Origin of the sequence: Nitrospina sp. 32_T5, assembly GCF_052156635.1 — a bacterium.
In the GTDB taxonomy this organism is placed as follows: Bacteria; Nitrospinota; Nitrospinia; order Nitrospinales; family Nitrospinaceae; genus Nitrospina.
This window is the reverse complement of sequence record NZ_JBQKUO010000001.1, coordinates 372,761-386,951: the sequence shown is the minus strand read 5'-3', so window position 1 is coordinate 386,951 and position 14,191 is coordinate 372,761. Positions and strand designations below refer to the sequence as shown.

Annotated in this window: 14 protein-coding genes and 1 pseudogene; 8 read left to right on the top strand and 7 right to left on the bottom strand. The window is 57.5% G+C overall.

Annotated elements, in window-relative coordinates:
* Position 1 precedes the first annotated feature (1 nt).
* The gene (locus ACTRW9_RS01750) at positions 2–865 is read left to right on the top strand and encodes an HDOD domain-containing protein (RefSeq protein WP_442428065.1); all 864 of its coding nucleotides are present in this window, start codon (positions 2–4) and stop codon (positions 863–865) included.
* On the opposite strand, the gene ACTRW9_RS01745 is transcribed toward ACTRW9_RS01750, so the two are convergent.
* The 3 genes and pseudogenes from ACTRW9_RS01745 to ACTRW9_RS01735 all read right to left on the bottom strand — a co-directional run bounded on the left by ACTRW9_RS01745 (position 849) and on the right by ACTRW9_RS01735 (position 4,807).
* Positions 849–2,306 carry a nicotinate phosphoribosyltransferase gene (locus ACTRW9_RS01745; RefSeq protein ID WP_442428487.1) on the bottom strand — a complete coding sequence of 486 codons (1,458 nt, stop codon included), beginning with the start codon at positions 2,304–2,306 and terminating at the stop codon, positions 849–851. The two genes, ACTRW9_RS01750 and ACTRW9_RS01745, sit on opposite strands and share 17 nt — an antisense overlap.
* A pseudogene (locus tag ACTRW9_RS01740) lies at positions 2,283–2,840 on the bottom strand (nicotinamidase); the annotation flags it as partial. The pseudogene ACTRW9_RS01740 and the gene ACTRW9_RS01745, both read right to left, overlap by 24 nt.
* Positions 2,841–2,941: 101 nt before the next feature.
* Positions 2,942–4,807, bottom strand: coding sequence for a M20/M25/M40 family metallo-hydrolase (locus ACTRW9_RS01735; RefSeq protein WP_442428064.1), 1,866 nt, complete (start codon positions 4,805–4,807; stop codon positions 2,942–2,944).
* A gap of 126 nt (positions 4,808–4,933) precedes the next feature.
* Between ACTRW9_RS01735 and ACTRW9_RS01730 the strand changes: the two genes are divergently transcribed.
* From ACTRW9_RS01730 to ACTRW9_RS01715, 4 genes are read left to right on the top strand one after another with little or no spacing between them, the layout of a single operon-like run.
* Positions 4,934–5,221, top strand: coding sequence for a hypothetical protein (locus tag ACTRW9_RS01730; protein WP_442428063.1), 288 nt, complete (start codon positions 4,934–4,936; stop codon positions 5,219–5,221).
* Positions 5,222–5,266: 45 nt separating this feature from the next.
* Complete coding sequence (locus tag ACTRW9_RS01725) at positions 5,267–6,511, top strand: O-antigen ligase family protein (RefSeq protein WP_442428062.1); 1,245 nt, start codon at positions 5,267–5,269, stop codon at positions 6,509–6,511.
* Positions 6,504–7,259 (top strand): glycosyltransferase family 2 protein, encoded by a 756-nt coding sequence (locus ACTRW9_RS01720; RefSeq protein WP_442428061.1) that lies wholly within the window; start codon positions 6,504–6,506, stop codon positions 7,257–7,259. Before ACTRW9_RS01725 ends, ACTRW9_RS01720 begins: the two co-directional genes overlap by 8 nt.
* Positions 7,256–8,071, top strand: coding sequence for a glycosyltransferase family 2 protein (locus ACTRW9_RS01715; protein ID WP_442428060.1), 816 nt, complete (start codon positions 7,256–7,258; stop codon positions 8,069–8,071). The genes ACTRW9_RS01720 and ACTRW9_RS01715 overlap by 4 nt, the downstream gene beginning before the upstream one ends.
* 146 nt (positions 8,072–8,217) lie before the next feature.
* On the opposite strand, the gene ACTRW9_RS01710 is transcribed toward ACTRW9_RS01715, so the two are convergent.
* Complete coding sequence (locus tag ACTRW9_RS01710; RefSeq protein WP_442426666.1) at positions 8,218–8,448, bottom strand: CDGSH iron-sulfur domain-containing protein; 231 nt, start codon at positions 8,446–8,448, stop codon at positions 8,218–8,220.
* Positions 8,449–8,563: 115 nt separating this feature from the next.
* Here ACTRW9_RS01710 and ACTRW9_RS01705 point away from each other — a divergent pair, with 115 nt between their 5' ends.
* A complete protein-coding gene (locus ACTRW9_RS01705) occupies positions 8,564–9,925 on the top strand; it encodes a TIGR01777 family oxidoreductase (protein ID WP_442428059.1) in 1,362 nt (453 codons plus the stop codon).
* A 101-nt stretch (positions 9,926–10,026) separates the two neighbouring features.
* Complete coding sequence (locus ACTRW9_RS01700; protein ID WP_442428058.1) at positions 10,027–11,166, top strand: lipocalin-like domain-containing protein; 1,140 nt, start codon at positions 10,027–10,029, stop codon at positions 11,164–11,166.
* Between the two features lie 6 nt (positions 11,167–11,172).
* Here ACTRW9_RS01700 and ACTRW9_RS01695 read toward each other — a convergent pair whose 3' ends face one another.
* Complete coding sequence (locus ACTRW9_RS01695) at positions 11,173–11,943, bottom strand: dimethylarginine dimethylaminohydrolase family protein (RefSeq protein WP_442428057.1); 771 nt, start codon at positions 11,941–11,943, stop codon at positions 11,173–11,175.
* Between the two features lie 37 nt (positions 11,944–11,980).
* Positions 11,981–12,454: a gamma-glutamylcyclotransferase family protein gene (locus ACTRW9_RS01690; protein ID WP_442426662.1), complete on the bottom strand. Its 474-nt coding sequence runs from the start codon at positions 12,452–12,454 to the stop codon at positions 11,981–11,983.
* Between the two features lie 275 nt (positions 12,455–12,729).
* Between ACTRW9_RS01690 and trxA the strand changes: the two genes are divergently transcribed.
* Positions 12,730–13,062, top strand: a complete 333-nt coding sequence (trxA, locus tag ACTRW9_RS01685; RefSeq protein ID WP_005008235.1) for a thioredoxin — start codon at positions 12,730–12,732, stop codon at positions 13,060–13,062.
* Positions 13,063–13,117: 55 nt separating this feature from the next.
* On the opposite strand, the gene bioB is transcribed toward trxA, so the two are convergent.
* Positions 13,118–14,122: a biotin synthase BioB gene (gene bioB / locus ACTRW9_RS01680; protein WP_442426661.1), complete on the bottom strand. Its 1,005-nt coding sequence runs from the start codon at positions 14,120–14,122 to the stop codon at positions 13,118–13,120.
* Positions 14,123–14,191: the final 69 nt, after the last annotated feature.

The window sequence follows — 14,191 nt, the reverse complement described above, 5'->3', positions numbered from 1 at the left end:
GGTGTCTGTCACCCTGCTCGATGCATACAAAGATTTTCCCAGTCTGCCCAGCCATCCGGAGCAGATTGCAAAGGTCATCGACGTGCTCGGAAAAACGTCGTCGGCGGATTACGATCTCCTGCACCTGATTCAGTATGATCCCGCCATCGCCGCCCGCATTCTGGCGGTCGCCAATCTGCCCGTGTACGGGTACGAGCGCCGCGTCGAGTCCCTGCAACAGGCGGCGGGCCTGCTTTCTCCCAGCCTGGTGACCAGCGTCATCCTCACCACCCCGGTGTTTGAAATGTTCCGCGACGCCGATCACACGTATCACCGGAAATTCGATCACCTGCAACTTTGGGCGCATGGCGCGGTGACGGGCACTCTGGCGGCGCTTCTGGCGAACAAACTGGGTACGCTGGAAGAAGACGTGTGCCTGACGCTGGGGTTGCTGCACGACCTGGGAAAGATGGCGCTCATCATCAACCATCCCAGGGAGGTGCTGGAGGCCCTGGACCGGGCAAGGAAGGATTCCCTCCCATTTTCTCAGGCGCTTAAGAACGTCGCCGGATGCACACCCCAGGAAGTGGCGGGACGGCTGGCGGAGGAATGGCATTATCCAGCCAGCCTGATCGAATACATTCAGTCCCTGGAAAACGGCAAGGCCGCCCGGGAGACCGGTCCCGTAGCCATCGTGCGGCTGGCAAACCGGCTGGCGGAAGACTGGGGATACGGCGATGGGCTGCACCTGCCGGAAAACGAACCGCTTGACCCGTTGGTGGCGGCGCTTGGTATATCGCTTTCGGATCTTTCGCAATGGAAGGCGGACATGCAGTCCCGGGCGGAAAATCGAGCCCGACGGATCCTCTCTAAAACGCTTTCCTGAAAAAATCCGCTATCGTGCGGAACACGGAACCGTTCAACCCCAGACTGGAGACATGTGTTTGGCGGTCCACCTTCTGGGTCAATGCCTTTAAATTTTCGGAGATGGAAACCGGGTACGAAGGGTCCGCTCTGTCCAAAGATCGAAGCGGTTCAGGCAGGGCCATCAATTGCGCCTGCGCATGGGCGCGCAGGGTTTGCAGGGAGACGGGTGGATGCAGGCGGCGCCCGCCGCGCATCATGGGTGTGATCAGGGTTTCGCCTTCCAATTCTTCATTGGCCAGACCCAGTTGATCGCTTGCAAACCGACCTCCGGCATCCCGTAACCGGAACACCTGCTTGGCGCCGGGCAGGGTGGCTTTTCCCTTGGACCGCTTGCGCCGCGGCTTGCCGTCGTACTCCTGCAACTTGTAGGCGCATTCCAGAAACGGTGCGTCGTCGGAAACGACCAGCTTCGTGCCGATGCCGAATCCCTCCACCGGAATGTCGTGTGCCACGTATTCGGCAATGGCGTTTTCGTCGAGATTGCCGCTGACGAATATCTTGATGTGTTCCAGTCCCGCTTCATCCAGCCGCCTGCGCACTTCGCGCGCCTGTGCCTGCATGTCGCCGCTGTCGAGGCGCACTCCCTGAATGCGTATCCCTTTCTTTTCAAGTTTGCGGGAAAGCCTGATGACCGATTCAGTGGCCTCAAAAACGTCATACGTATCGAGCAGAAGAGTGGTGTTCTGCGGCCATGAACGACAGAACTCATAAAACGCCGCTTCCTCGCTGTCATGCGCCTGCACATAGGAATGCGCCATCGTGCCGTAAACCGGAATGCGGTCGGTGGCTTCAGCGAGCACGGTGGCGGTTCCGGCGAATCCGGCGAGGAACGATGACCGTGCCGCCAGCCATCCCGCTTCGGCGCCGTGGGCGCGTCGAAGACCGAAATCGACAAGGCGCCCCCGACCTTGTGCCGCCAGAACGCACCGCGCCGCCTTGCTGGCGACCAGAATGGAATAATGAAGCAGGTTGATAACGCGTGTTTCCACAAACTGCGCCTCCGGTAAAGGCGCGGTGATTCGCAGGACCGGTTCGTTGGCGAAGAACACCGTGCCTTCGGGCATGGCGTCCACATCTCCCGTGAAGCGAAACGTCCTCAACGAGTCCAGAAGCTCCTGGGGAAAACGCCCGCTTCGCTTCAGCACATCCAGTTCCTGCGGAGAAAAATGCAGGGCTTCCAGGTAACGCAGGACCGGCTCCACTCCCGCACACATCAGGAAGTTGCGGTGAGGCGGCAGGTCCCGCACAAAAAATTCGAACACCGCCTGCCGGGTCATCCCCTGGTCGATATAACTTTTAACCATGGTGAACTGGTAGAGATCGGTGAGAAGCGCGCTGGCCTGGGCGGGATCGAGACAGGTGTCATTCACCGTTGCGAAACGGCAACCGAGCTCCCGCATTTCGTTCAACGCGCGCGCTTCGTCCTCCGGGTTCACGTTGACGGCGCGGATGGCGTCCTCCAGCAAAACCACCTCGAAAGTGTTTTTCACCGCATCGCGCACGGTGTTGAGCACGCAATAGTCGGTGGCGAGTCCGCCGACGAACAGACGGCGCACGCCCAGGGATTTCAGTTCGGAATCGAGACCTGTTCCCTGAAAAGCGGAGTAGGCGTCGGCTTCTTCGGTTTGGGCTTTACTGATGACAACGGTGTCCGCAAGGTTCAGTTCGGCGGCGAAATCCGCACCCTCGGTGTCCTGGATGCAGTGCGGCGGCCAGGGGCCCCCCTGCTCTTCAAAGGAACAGTGCATTTCCGGATGCCAGTCCCGGCTGGCAAAGATCGGAAGGGATGCGGCGCGGAAAGAATCGGCGTACCGGTTGAGGGGTGCGATGACCCGGTCGCCATGGGGCACGGCCAGGCTGCCGCCGGGCAGAAAGTCGTTTTGCAGATCGACGATCAGCAGGGCGTCTCCGGATTGTGGCGTCAGGTCCTTCATGCAGGCACCCGAAGTGGAATGATGGTTCCATTCTAACGCACCCGCATGCAGGATCAACCCGACGCTGAGGTTGTGGGTGTAAAAAGAGGGGGGAGTTCGTATCAGCCCGTGCGGGCGAGGGCGGCTTCGCAATATAATAGAAAATGCACGATCGACCGCGCACAGCCGTTCAGATCGGCGACGCTGAGACTTTCACCGGGTTCGTGCATGCGGCATTCCTGATCGTAGGGCGCGATGACCAGTGGCGGAATGCCGTCCAGGGCTTTCATCAATTTGGCAACGAAGGGGATGGACCCGCCGCAGCCGAACAGGCAGGGTTTCACTCCATAACCGGCTTCCAGCGACTCCAGCATGAGGGTGAACGCCGGGTGCTCGATTCCCGTACTCCATGGAGATCCGCCTTTGTCATCCCCGAACTGCAGTTGCACTCCTGCTGGTGCGTTGGCCTGGAGGTGGGCCTTTACGTCTTCCGCCGTCTCGGTTTCGTTGTTGCCCGGCGCAAGACGAATTTCCACCATGGCTTTCGCCGCGTTGTCTGCAAACCGGCGGGTGGTGCCGTCGTTTTCGGCGTGCAGGGATTCGGAGGTGATCCGTTCTATGGGGCCTTCCGGCGCCATGTAAAGGTGTACGGGTCCGGCGGTGAGGCGGCCATTGCCGTCGATCAACCCGTCGATCATGCGCGCCAGTTGAATCTCCGCTACCGGGAACGGACCGCCGGAGACACCGGAATGCGGATCCTTGAGAGCAGCCTGCACAATGAGGTTCAGAGCCAGCGTTCCGGAGGCCGGGGCCTCGGCTTCTTCCACGGTGATTTTCAGGTTGAACGGGTTGAGCCGGTCCAACACCTCGGCAACAGCAGACCGGAAGGCGTTCGAGTCGAGCTGGCCTTTCAGGTGAAACGTCAGTCGTGCCGCTGCCGTCCCAAGCACCACCCCGCCCGCCACGCGGTGCCCCGGCCGCACATTGGCGTACGAGGTCCGCAGTTGGGCCTGGATCATGGCCGCCTGGTTTTCTTCCACGGTCAGCTTCACCTGGGGCAGGAGTCCGGCCATGCGGCGCTGGGTTTCGACGGTTAGAGGCACTGCCTCGTACCCTTTGCGTTCGTCGGGGGTGACGGGTATGTCGCGCCGGGCGATGGCATTGACGGCCAGTGAATGGTCCTCGTGCACGAGCGTTGCCAGGGTTTTGTAAAGGGCCGTCTGCGCGTCGAGGCCGCTTTCGTTTTCGGTCTGTGCGGTGACGTGCGTCTGTGAAATGCCGCGCAGGGAAGTGGTCAGGCCCGGTACCCCCGTCGCCGGATTGGTGACATCGGTGATGATCACGCAGTTCGCGTCGGTAAAAAAGTCCCGGTTCTGCAAAATCTGCTCGATCAGTGAGTAGGATCCGGACTCTTCTTCCGTCTCGAAGATGATTTTTAAATTGCAGGGGAGTTTCGCCAGCGTGTCTTTCGATGGGTTACGGGGATCGAATCCGATGGATTGCAGGGTGGCGTCCACCGCCATGCCAATGCCGATGACGCCGCTCAGGTCGTCGGCGGCGCCGCGCCCGAAGGCCCGGGTGCGGTCTTCGTTCCAGCGCAATTCCGTTGGCGGCACACCGTCCCATTTCAGGAAACGACCGTCGTCCATGTACGGTTGTTTGTCCAGGTGCGCGTACATGAGCACGGTGGGTTTGCCTTCCCCGGATGTGAGTGACGCCATGAGGATGGGCGTGGCACGCTGGGGACCTCTGGGCGGGGTGTTGATGTGCACGTAATCGAAGCCGATGTCGCGCAGGTAGCGTTCCGCCACCTCTAAAATTTCCTGCATGTCGGTCGGTTCGGTGCGATCGCCCTCGAATTCGTTGACGTTGAAACTGCGGCTGTCGATGCGCACCATCTCACGCATGACGTCCATGTGACGTGAAAACAGTTCGGTGTCCGTGTCGATGCGTCGCCGGGCGTCCCGGCTCCATTCCGCAAGATCCATGGCTGATATTTGGGATTCGGGTTCGTGAGGTGTTGACAACGTCGATTTCTTTACAAAAACTGACCCATCATATAATATAAAATCCGGTTAGCGGCAAATGGATTTGCCGTTTTTCAGGGGGTCCGCATGTCCCAGCGTGTTCTCAATTTTTTCCGTTTGATCCGTATTATAAAGGAACGAGGCAATTGGCCGCTCATTCGCCGGTCACGTCGGCAGTTGCTTGATTTTGTTCTGTGCCGGAACGACATACACCGCAAGCCCCTGTGGGCGGTTCCATTTTACTGGTTGGACTTGTTGAAAGGACTGGACATGCTGGTGTGGCGGCTGGAAACGTTCGGTTTCCTCTTCCAGAACGGAACGACTCCCGAAGAGCGGGCCCGCCTGAACCAGAACCTGAATGCCTCACATCCCTGATTCGCATTGTCTCCTTTTAAATAAACGCTGGAGACCAGGAGTGCCATGATTTCCCAGGCTCGGCCTGTCGACGCCCCGGTTTCCCTGCGAGCCTCACGCGCTCACAAAGCCGGTCTCTGGTTGACCGTTCTCACCGGCGCTGTCATTCCGGTGAGCACGTCCCTGACAGAAATCCTCACCACACTGGTGCTGGTGCTGTGGTTCGTTGCGGGTCACCACAAAACGTTTTGGACCCGTATGCGGTCGCACCCGGTGGCACGCTCGGCGGTGATATTGTACCTGATGCTCATCCTCGGGGTGCTGTACACTTCGGCGGATCTGCGTGACGCTTTCGGTATCCTGGGCAAGTACCGGGAACTGATTTTGATCGTGGCGTACCTTTCTTTTCTTGATAATGATAAAACCCGCCGCATGTGCCTTGTGGCATTCGGTGCGGCGATGGTGCTCACGCTGATGGGATCGTTTTTCCAGTACTACATCGCGTCTCCTTCCACGGATCCCAACCTGAGGGTCGGGTTGCCATTCAAAAACAGCATCACGCACAGCCTGTTGATGGCGGTTTTTGCTTTCGGCCTGATGGTGCATGTGTTTTCCCGCCGGGAAAACCGCAACAGAATTATTGCACTTTCCGTTTTGTTGGCAGTGGTTGTGTTCAACCTGTTTTTCATGGTGGACGGACGTACCGGGTACGTGTTGTTTTATCTTCTGGGATTCCTGTTCCTGTTTCAGAAATTCAAACTGCGTTATGCGATGATGGGTGTTGCGGTTTTGGTCGCATTTCATTTTACGCTCAGTTCGGTTTCTCCTTTGTACCAGACTCAATGGGATTTCCTGACGCGCGGCATCGCCAAGTACATGGATCGGGGCGATGCGGCTTCCTCCATCGGTATGCGCATCGAGTTTTCAACAAACAGCTATGAGATCATGATGGAACGCCCCTTGTTCGGTCACGGTACCGGGAGTTTCCGCCAACGGTACGCGGACCACGCTGCAACAAACCAGCTGGAGCGCGTCACCGACAATCCCCACAACGAATACCTCATGCTTGGCGTGCAGACCGGGTGGATGGGCATCGGTCTGTTTTTGTATTTCATTTTCACATTGTGGCGGTATTCGTTTTCGCTCGATCCGTATCACCGCAGCCTGGCGCAGGGACTGGCGGTGATGGTGACCTTCGGGGCTCTGGCCAATTCGCTTTTGATGGACCACACCGAAGGCATGCTGATTGGATGGCTGGCGGCGGTGCTGTACGCCCCGCTTGTGCACGACTCAAAAACAGAAAATGCTTAGCGTCATTCTCATCACCAAAAACGAAGCCGTGCGTATTCGGCAGTGCCTGGAGTCGGTGAAGTGGGCCGATGAAATCGTGGTGCTGGATTCGGGAAGCACCGACGGCACGCCGGACATCTGCCGCGAATACACCGACCAGGTGCACGATGTGGACTGGCCGGGATTCGGCCCGCAGAAAAACCGCGCCCTGGACATGGCAACAGGTGACTGGGTCCTCTCTGTAGACGCCGACGAGGTGGTGACCGATGCGCTCCGCGATGAAATCGAGCGGACATTGCGCAATCCCAAATACAATGGGTATAAGATCCCGCGCTCCTCGCATTATGTGGGGCGGCGCATCCGGCATAGCGGATGGACACCCGATTACGTGGTGCGGCTGATGAAGAAAGGCTCCGGCGCGTTCACCAATTCCCTGGTGCACGAAAAACTGGAAATCGCAGGCAAGGTGGGCCGGTTTAAAAATCCGCTCATCCATTACAGCTTCGACACCTTCGAGGACGTGCTCGACAAAATGAACCGTTACTCGACCTACAACGCGCAGATGCTGTACGAACAGGACCGCAACTCCAGCCTGGTGGAAGCTGTTGCGCGCGGCATGTGGGCGTTTTTCCGCGCTTATATTTTGAAGAGGGGATTCCTCGACGGCAGGCAGGGATTCCAGCTGGCGGTGTCGAACGCGGAAGGAACGTATTACAAGTATGTCAAACTCATGGAACTGTATCGAAATAAGAAGAGTGAGGAACCGTGACGGCGCTCAGCATCATATTGAGTACGTACAACCGTCCCGACGCGCTGGAGCGCGTGCTGACCAGCCTCGAAGCGCAAACCGACCGCGACTTCGAGGTCATTGTGGCGGATGACGGTTCGACGGAAAACACGCGCGCGCTGGTGGAAACGTTTTCACAAAGGAACACGCTGGTGCTCAAACATGTTTGGCACGAGGACAGGGGATTCCGCGCCGGTGCCATCCGCAACAAGGCGGTGGCGGCATGTGAGGGCGAACGGCTGGTGTTTCTCGACGGCGACTGCATGGTGTTCCCGGATTTCGTCGAGCACTATATTCAACTGATGGAGCCGGGATACTTTCTGGCGGGCAACCGCGTTCTTCTTGATGAATCGCTCACCCAGCGCGCGCTCGATAAGAAACTGCCTCTGCACAAATGGAGTCTTTTGAAGTGGATTTCAGTGCGGCTTCGGGGAGAGGTGAACCGGTTGGTTCCTTTTCTGCGTCTGCCGCTGGGCCCATTGCGCAAACTGTCGCGGAACAAGTGGCAGGGAGTCAAAACCTGCAACCTCGGCGTGTGGAGGCAGGATTTCGTGGAGATCAATGGCTTCGACGAGCACTACCAGGGCTGGGGGTATGAGGACTCGGATCTCGTCATCCGCCTGCTCAACAAAGGCATTGTGCGCAAGGAAGGTCGTTTTGCCCTGCCGGTCCTGCACCTGTGGCATCCGCTTGGAAAGTCACGCGAGACAGAGGAAAACTGGAAACGGCTGGAGGCGGTCATGCAGTCCAACACCACGCGTATCGACAACGGCCTGAGCAATCACCTTGCTTGACGGAAAAAGGCTGCCCACAAAGTTCAATTGGGAGGCCGGGCCCATTTATTGACTACCCTGTTCATAAAACGGGATGTTTTTTCTGCAGGAAAGGCCGCTCATCAGAGCGGCCTTTTTGATTGGTCAGTGGATTAAACTCATGACAATCAGCAGTTTTTGTGCGCCCCATCGCAGATGGGGGAGGTCTTGGTGAGACCGCAATCGCAGATGGTCAACCTGCGGGGCCGTTCCAGAGTTACTTCCACCGGACTTTTACCGGTTTCCTTCCGGTCGTGCGAGCCGTCACAGTACGGTTTATTTTCCGACTCGCCGCAAGTACAATAGTACTTGGTTCCCGGGGTCTCATTCACATAAAAAGGCTTGTTCTGGTACGCCATGCAAGTCTCCTGTTTGGTTTAATCGGTTTTCATCTGCTTCAAGTTCCGTAAGGGGATTCGGCCGGTCGCCTTCCTTTTAGATGGAAACAACGGCGGAAGGGTTTGGAATTTTTTCATGAAAATTCTCGTCACCGGTGCTACCGGGTTTGTCGGTCAACAACTGCTTCCCTTACTGAAAAACGCGGGCCACGAGATATCCGTTTTGACTCGCGATCCGGAAGGCGCGGTGGTGCGTCTGCCGGTCCTCTGCCGCCGTTACAAATGGGACCCTGCTCTCCTCGAGCCACCGAAGGAAGCACTGGAAGGTGTGGACGCGGTCATTCATCTCGCGGGGGAAAACATCGCCACGCGCTGGACCGATTCGAAAAAAATGGAACTGGAGCGCTCGCGCGTGCTTTCGACTCGTCAACTGGTCAAGGCGATGGAAGAGATGGATTCGCGGCCCGGTATTTTCATTTCCTGCTCGGGCATCGGTTATTACGGCGACCGCAAAAGCCTGGAACTGGACGAATCACAGACGCCCGGCAACAGCGTGCTCGCCGAGGTGTGCAAGAATTGGGAAGCGGAAGCGTTGAAAGCCGAGACGCTGGGGGTACGCACCGTGGTGTTGCGCATCGCCACCGTCCTGGGCACCGACGGCGGTGCAATGCGGTTCATGCTACCCGCCTTCCGCATGTGTGTGGGCGGCCGTGCCGGGAACGGCCGGCAGTGGATGAGCTGGATTCACGTCCGCGACCTGGCGCGTCTCATGCTCCACGCGCTCGACACCGACACCCTGCGCGGACCGGTGAACGCGTGCAGCCCGGAACCCGTCACCAACGCCGAGTTCACCCGCACGCTGGCGAAAGCGGTGGGACGCCCCGCCTTCATCCCCGCGCCCGCGTTTGCACTCAGGCTGGTATTGGGGGAGATGTCCGAGGTGCTCCTCGCCTCTCAGAAGGCTATGCCCAAAAAGGCGCAGTCGTGCGGATTCCAATTCGACTACCCGGACGTGGAATCGGCGCTCACCCAACTGGCCGATGTGCGAACGCACGAAATGCGGATGGAACAGTGGGTTCCAAAACCGATTGATACCATTTTCGAATTTTACAGCGACGCCAAAAACCTGGAAATATTGACCCCGCCCTTCCTGAATTTTTCCGTCACGGGTCAGTCGACCCGGGAGATGGAGGAAGGCACACGTATCAACTACCGTTTGAAACTGTACGGTATTCCCTTCCGCTGGCAGTCGATCATCATGGACTGGTCTCCAAACAACCGCTTTTCCGATATCCAGGTGGTGGGGCCCTACTGGCTGTGGCACCACACGCACGATTTTATCGAACAGGACGGCGGTACATTGATCCGCGACCGTGCTATCTATCGCGTCCCCATGTGGACGCCGGGTGATCTGTTCATCTACCCCATTGTGCGGCGTGACCTGGAAAAAATTTTTTCCTTCCGCTGGAAGAAAACCTGCGACCTGTTTGGGGAATGACCTGACTTCCTGTGGCACCTCTTGACGCAGACCGGCGATGCCGCACGTGTGTGACCTGTGGTACACTCCCCTCACTTTAATTCTTGATAATCCGATTTCCCATGCGTCCGTATTTGTTTTTCATTTTTTCAACCGCGTTTGTATTTTTATTGGCGGCGGGATCCGTTCATGCGCAACCCGATGCCCGGCAAAGCGTTAAACATCCGCTCACCGGATACGCGTTTTCGTTTCCACGTGACTTTTATTCGCACAACAACTACCAGGTGGAGTGGTGGTATTTTACCGGCAATCTTAAAGACGCCGCCGGACGCGAGTATGGTTACCAGTGCTCGTTCTTCCGCGTTTCGCTTGCCGGCATGAAGGCTCTCCAGCAGTATCAGGATACGCCGTCCGAATGGAGCAACGAACATATTTACTTTGCCCACATGACGGTGGTCGATTTGAAGAACGGCAAATTTCATTTTTACGAACGTATCAACCGTTCCGGTCTGGGGCTCGCCGGTGCAGCGGAGGATCGGCTGGAGGTGTGGAACGAAAACTGGAAGCTGACCGGAGCAGGCAACATGCGCAAGCTCACTGCGAAGGAAGAGGGCAACGGATTCGATTTGCAACTGGCTCCGGAAAAAGCCCCCGTCATCCACGGCACCGGTGACGACAAGCCGAAATGGGACATTCCGGAGAAAGCGCCGAACTACTACTCCTTCACACGTTTGAAAACCAAAGGCACGGTTTTCATCGACGGACAGCCGGTGGAAGTGACAGGGACGAGCTGGATGGACCACGTGTTTGCGGAGCGGTTGCTTGTGCCGAAGCAGGCGGGGTGGGACTGGTTTTTGCTCAAGCTGGACAACGGAGCCGAGGTCATGCTGTTCAGAATCCGCCTGCAGGACGGAAAATACGATCCCCGTTCCGGGGGCACGCTGGTGAGGGCCGACGGCACGCAGGTGCACCTGCCCTCTGAAAAACAATCGGTAAACGTGTTGAAGACATGGACCAGCCCGAAGTCAGACGTGACTTATCCCGCCGCGTGGAAAATTGATTTACCTGAACGCAACATTGCATTGAAGGTGATTCCGGACATGGCGTCGCAGGAATTGTTCCTGCTCCGGTCTGTCTCCAACTCGTACTGGGAAGGCAGCGTGACGGTGGAAGGCACCTACGATGGCAAGTCGGTGAGGGGCAAGGGCTACGTGGGACTGGTGGGTTACGGCGGAAACCTCTCCGCCACGTTCGGTCCATGAGCCTCGTCAGGTTCTTTTCGGAATCAAGATGCTCAGGCAGGTGAGGCCGCCGTCGGCCTTTTCGAACTCGCTCACCGGCATGGCGCGCACTTCCAATCCACGCTGTTCCACAAGCGCCCGTGTCCCGGGATTTCCTTTCGGCATCAACACGGTTCCATTGATGGTGAGGCAGTTGGCGGCATTGGACTCTCCGCGTGCGACTTCGATACGGGAATGGTTTTCGAATGGAGCGGGGTCGACGTGTTCCGGATCGATCAGCAACAACTCACCCGTCAGGCAACTGACCGCGCTTTTCAGGTGCAGCGCGCCGTCAACAGCGACCGGAACCACCGGGCGCTGGGTGAATTTCGCGATGGCCTCGACGGCGAGGGGATTGGTGCGCGTGGACTGGCCGACAAAAATGGTGGAACCCACCTGCAGCACATCCCCCCCATCGACGAATACCGGTGGCTCCAAAATCTCAATTTTGCGGTGCCGCTCCAGGACGGTTTTGAGATGAAGGGTTTCGCCCCGGCGGCTGGTCGCGTTCATCGAGGTCAGCAGGGCCACGTCATCGAGAACGATGGCGTTGTCCTCAATGAACGTGCTGTCGGGAAACGCGTCCAGGGGTTCCAGCGCCTCCACCTGCACACCCAGGCTGATCAATGTTTGTACGTAAAACCCGTGCTGGCGCAGGGCGAGCCGGAAGTCGATGGGAATCCGCTTTTCCCTGCGTGAAAGGGCCCGCAGGAACGTGGCGGCGGGAGGCCGCACCAGGGCGGTCAAAGGTGTGTTCATGGCGGTTGCGTTTTCAGAACCCTGAATGTTCTACGGGTCAATCCACTGTCGGTGTGTTCATGAGGCGCGACAGGTACAGCATGGTCAGGTTCTTTTTGCATTCGCGGAAACTCTTGAGCATCGCCTTGGAAGGCATGAGGTCGTCATTGGTCCGTTCGTTCTGCGCGATGTAAACAATCCCGTCCACGAGGGTGAAATCGTGCTTGGTCAGGCGCATCTTCTTTCGCAGGTATTCGTTTGGGTAAAGGTAAATTTCGTCCAGTTTGGGCAGAAACGACTCGTCCATTTCGTACATGATGCCTTCCATCATCCCCAGGTTGCTTGGCGCGGGGACGACATTGGCCATGCCCAGTTTTTCCACACCCTGGTTGTCGACCGGGATTTTGTTGAAAGCCAGTTTGTGAGCAGAGAGGGTGACACAGAAGGATGCGTTGGCCTCCAGGCCGTGCTCCTTGAAGACCCGCGGATTCATCAGTTCGTCGTAAGCAAACCAGTTGATGTAGTTTGGCATGGCAGGGTTCCGATTTCGGTTCGCGTTCAAAAAAGCGCCGGTTTGGAATCCAAACCGGCCGGATTGCATCTAAAAAGTCAAAAAGCAAATGGCAGAATACCCCCAATCATACGGGAAAATCGGCCTTGAAAAAAGGTGGTAAATTTATTTAAATAGGAATCCATCACAAAGAGTCAGGGTTGACTCCCATTAACGACTTACCAGCAAATTCCCGATTCGCCGCCATCGATTGTGTTTCGGGGATTCAACTTTGGTAAAGAAAAAAGGAGCTTGTTATGGCAGGCGGAAAAGTTGTTACGGTTTCGGATGACGAATTCGACCGTTCCATCCTTCAGTCGGACAAACCGGCTGTGATCGATTTCTGGGCGGAGTGGTGTCAGCCCTGCAAAATGCTGGCACCCACGGTGGAAGAGCTGGCTGGTGAGTATGACGGGAAGGTTGTGGTTGGCAAACTGAATGTGGATGACAACCCGCAAACAGCGACCAAGTACGGCATCCGCGGCATTCCCACGCTGCTGTTCTTCAAGGATGGACAGGTGGTTCAGCAGTTGGTTGGAGTGAAGTCCAAAGCCGAAATTCAAAAAGTGATCGACGAAACCCTCGCCTGAGTTTGACCCTGGCGGGGTGAAGGTCGAAGACAGATAGAGCGGGCTCGCCCCTGTTTCAGGGACGGGCCCCTTCTGTTTCCAGGACCGGGTGCAGGCCGAGGCGCTCGATCATTTCCATGTCGCGTTTCGGGTCCTGTCCCTTGGTGGTGAGGTAGTCGCCACCGAGAATGCCGTTGGCGCCGGCGGCGAACAGTTTTTCCTGGTGGTCGGTGAAAACCTCCTCGCGGCCGCCGCAGACGAACAAATCCATTTCCGGCATCACGAGTCTCAAGAGCGCGATGGTGCGGAGCGCATCGTACTCGTCCAGAACCTCCATGCCTTCCATTGCCGTGCCTTCCAGAGGTTTCAGGAAATTGATCGGGAACGACTGCGTTTTGAGTGCCTCGATGTCGAACGCCAGTTCCACGCGCTGGGCGAATGTCTCGCCCATGCCGAAGATGCCGCCGACACAGACCGGCAATCCCACCTCCTGCGCGTTGCGCACGGCGCTGACTTCATCTTCATAGGTGTGTGTGCTCACGATGTTTTCGAAATGGCTGCGCGCCGTCTCCAGGTTGTGGTGCACGCGGTCGAGTCCCGCGTCCTTCAACTCCTGCAGGTTTTCCTTGCTCATGAGTCCCAGCGAACAGCAGGTCTCGAGGCGCGTTTCCGCCTTGATGCGGCGAAGCGCTTCCTTGAGCGTGGCCATTTCTTTCGGATCGGTCATCGCCGTGCCGGAGACGACGATGGAAAACTCGTTGGAGCCAAAGGCTTCGGCCTTCTTGGCGTTGGCGACGATCTGGTCGACGTCCATCAGGCCGTATTCCGGCGACTCGGTCTCGAATTTCGAAGACTGGGCGCAGAAGCCGCAATCTTCCGGACAGCGGCCGGACTTGGCGTTGACGATGGAGCAGATCTTGACCGCGTTGCCTTTGAAATGGTCGCGGATGCGGTTCGTGCCTTCAAACAGGTAATCCAGCTCCTCCCGGTTGAGGCTTTCCAGTTCCAGCGCGTCTTTTCGGGTGATGCCCTTGCCGGACAACACGTTATCTATCAATGTATCGATGAATGCCGTTCTCATGGAACACCAGTTTTGTTGGATGAAGGGTTTATCTGGAAAAACAACCCAAAATACTAGCACAGCGCCGGG

Bases quoted from the DNA above. Each gene is read 5' to 3' on its own strand.
- ACTRW9_RS01725 (WP_442428062.1), top strand. From the start codon at position 5,267: ATGATTTCCCAGGCTCGGCCTGTCGACGCCCCGGTTTCCCTGCGAGCC.
- trxA (WP_005008235.1), top strand. From the start codon at position 12,730: ATGGCAGGCGGAAAAGTTGTTACGGTTTCGGATGACGAATTCGACCGT.
- bioB (WP_442426661.1), bottom strand. From the start codon at position 14,122: ATGAGAACGGCATTCATCGATACATTGATAGATAACGTGTTGTCCGGC.
- ACTRW9_RS01690 (WP_442426662.1), bottom strand. From the start codon at position 12,454: ATGCCAAACTACATCAACTGGTTTGCTTACGACGAACTGATGAATCCG.
- ACTRW9_RS01720 (WP_442428061.1), top strand. From the start codon at position 6,504: ATGCTTAGCGTCATTCTCATCACCAAAAACGAAGCCGTGCGTATTCGG.
- ACTRW9_RS01745 (WP_442428487.1), bottom strand. From the start codon at position 2,306: ATGCGGGAGCTCGGTTGCCGTTTCGCAACGGTGAATGACACCTGTCTC.
- ACTRW9_RS01700 (WP_442428058.1), top strand. From the start codon at position 10,027: ATGCGTCCGTATTTGTTTTTCATTTTTTCAACCGCGTTTGTATTTTTA.
- ACTRW9_RS01735 (WP_442428064.1), bottom strand. From the start codon at position 4,807: ATGGATCTTGCGGAATGGAGCCGGGACGCCCGGCGACGCATCGACACG.
- ACTRW9_RS01730 (WP_442428063.1), top strand. From the start codon at position 4,934: ATGTCCCAGCGTGTTCTCAATTTTTTCCGTTTGATCCGTATTATAAAG.
- ACTRW9_RS01705 (WP_442428059.1), top strand. From the start codon at position 8,564: ATGAAAATTCTCGTCACCGGTGCTACCGGGTTTGTCGGTCAACAACTG.
- ACTRW9_RS01695 (WP_442428057.1), bottom strand. From the start codon at position 11,943: ATGAACACACCTTTGACCGCCCTGGTGCGGCCTCCCGCCGCCACGTTC.
- ACTRW9_RS01710 (WP_442426666.1), bottom strand. From the start codon at position 8,448: ATGGCGTACCAGAACAAGCCTTTTTATGTGAATGAGACCCCGGGAACC.